Source organism: uncultured Corynebacterium sp., from assembly GCF_937999985.1.
Taxonomy (GTDB): domain Bacteria; phylum Actinomycetota; class Actinomycetes; order Mycobacteriales; family Mycobacteriaceae; genus Corynebacterium.
This window is the reverse complement of record NZ_CALLDG010000168.1, coordinates 1-1,289: the sequence shown is the minus strand read 5'-3', so window position 1 is coordinate 1,289 and position 1,289 is coordinate 1. Positions and strand designations below refer to the sequence as shown.

At 64.0% G+C, this 1,289-nt stretch carries 2 protein-coding genes; both read left to right on the top strand.

The genetic code is table 11. The features are described 5' to 3' along the window. Positions 1–782, top strand: a 782-nt coding sequence (locus Q0331_RS08040; protein WP_298075866.1) for a helicase-related protein, incomplete at its 5' end; no start/stop codon positions are given. 10 nt (positions 783–792) lie between these two features. After that, entirely contained in the window at positions 793–1,227 is a 435-nt protein-coding gene (locus Q0331_RS08035) for a universal stress protein (RefSeq protein WP_298075865.1), read from the top strand. The last annotated feature ends 62 nt before the right edge of the window (positions 1,228–1,289 follow it).

The window sequence follows — 1,289 nt, the reverse complement described above, 5'->3', positions numbered from 1 at the left end:
ACCTGATCGAGCAGATCCGCCAGCGCACCGAGAACAACGAGCGCGTGCTGGTCACCACCCTGACCAAGCGCATGGCCGAGGACCTCACCGACTACCTGCTGGAGCACGGCGTGAAGGTCCGCTACATGCACTCCGACATCGATACCCTCAAGCGCGTGGAGCTGCTCCGCCAGCTGCGCCTGGGCGAGTTCGACGTGCTAGTGGGCATCAACCTGCTGCGTGAGGGCTTGGACCTCCCGGAAGTCTCGCTGGTGGCCATCCTGGATGCGGACAAGGAGGGCTTCCTGCGCTCCGAACGCTCGCTGATCCAGACCATTGGCCGTGCAGCCCGTAACGTCTCCGGTGAGGTCATCATGTACGCCGACAAGGTCACCGACTCGATGCAGTACGCCATCGACGAGACGGAGCGCCGTCGGGCCAAGCAGATCGCCTACAACGAAGAGCACGGCATTGACCCGCAGCCTTTGCGCAAGAAGATCGCCGACATCTTGGACCAGGTCGCGGAGCTCGAAGCGGAATCTGGTGCGGACGCCGCAGGCGGCGCCGGCGCCGATTCCAGTGCCGGTGGGCGGGGCGAATCGCCCGAGGCCGACTGGGCGCTGGTGCGCGGTTCCAGCGAGGAACCGATGGCTCGCCCGCAGCTGGAGAAGCTGATCCAGGACATGACGGAACAGATGAAGTCCGCGGCGAAGGAGTTGAAGTTCGAGCTCGCCGGTCGCCTCCGCGATGAAATTGCGGACCTAAAAAAGGAACTGCGGGGCATGATCGAAGCTGGGTTGTAATATTAGAGTTATGTACAACACAGTCGTGGTCGGAACCGATGGGTCGGAATCTTCTTTTCTAGCAGTGCGACGCGCCGCAGGCGTAGCCGCCGCCATGGACGCGGAGCTCGTCCTGGCCAGCGCGTATGTGGGGGAGCACGCGGATACCGCGACCAAGCAGACCACTGCAGTGGAAGGGGAGATGTCCGCGGCTGAGGTGTTGGCGTCCGCACGAAAAGAAGCCGAACGCGAGGGAGCCAAGAAGGTTCGCGCGGTGCTGAAGGAAGGCGACCCGGTGGAGGCGCTGATGAGCATCGTCAAGAGCGAGGAAGCGGACCTGCTGGTGGTCGGCAACCGTGGCATTAACTCGCTGACCGGGCGCCTGCTGGGCAGCGTGCCAGCCGATGCGGCGCGCCAGGCGGAGTGCGACGTGATGATCGTCCACACCGTCGGCACCAGGGACTAGCCCTTCTTGACCCGCGCTAGACCCGCTTAATCACAGGGCAACGGGCGGGCATGCACAACCGT

What these genes read in the sequence shown, in the direction of transcription:
- Q0331_RS08035 (WP_298075865.1), top strand. Translation starts at nt 793, where the DNA reads ATGTACAACACAGTCGTGGTCGGAACCGATGGGTCGGAATCTTCTTTT.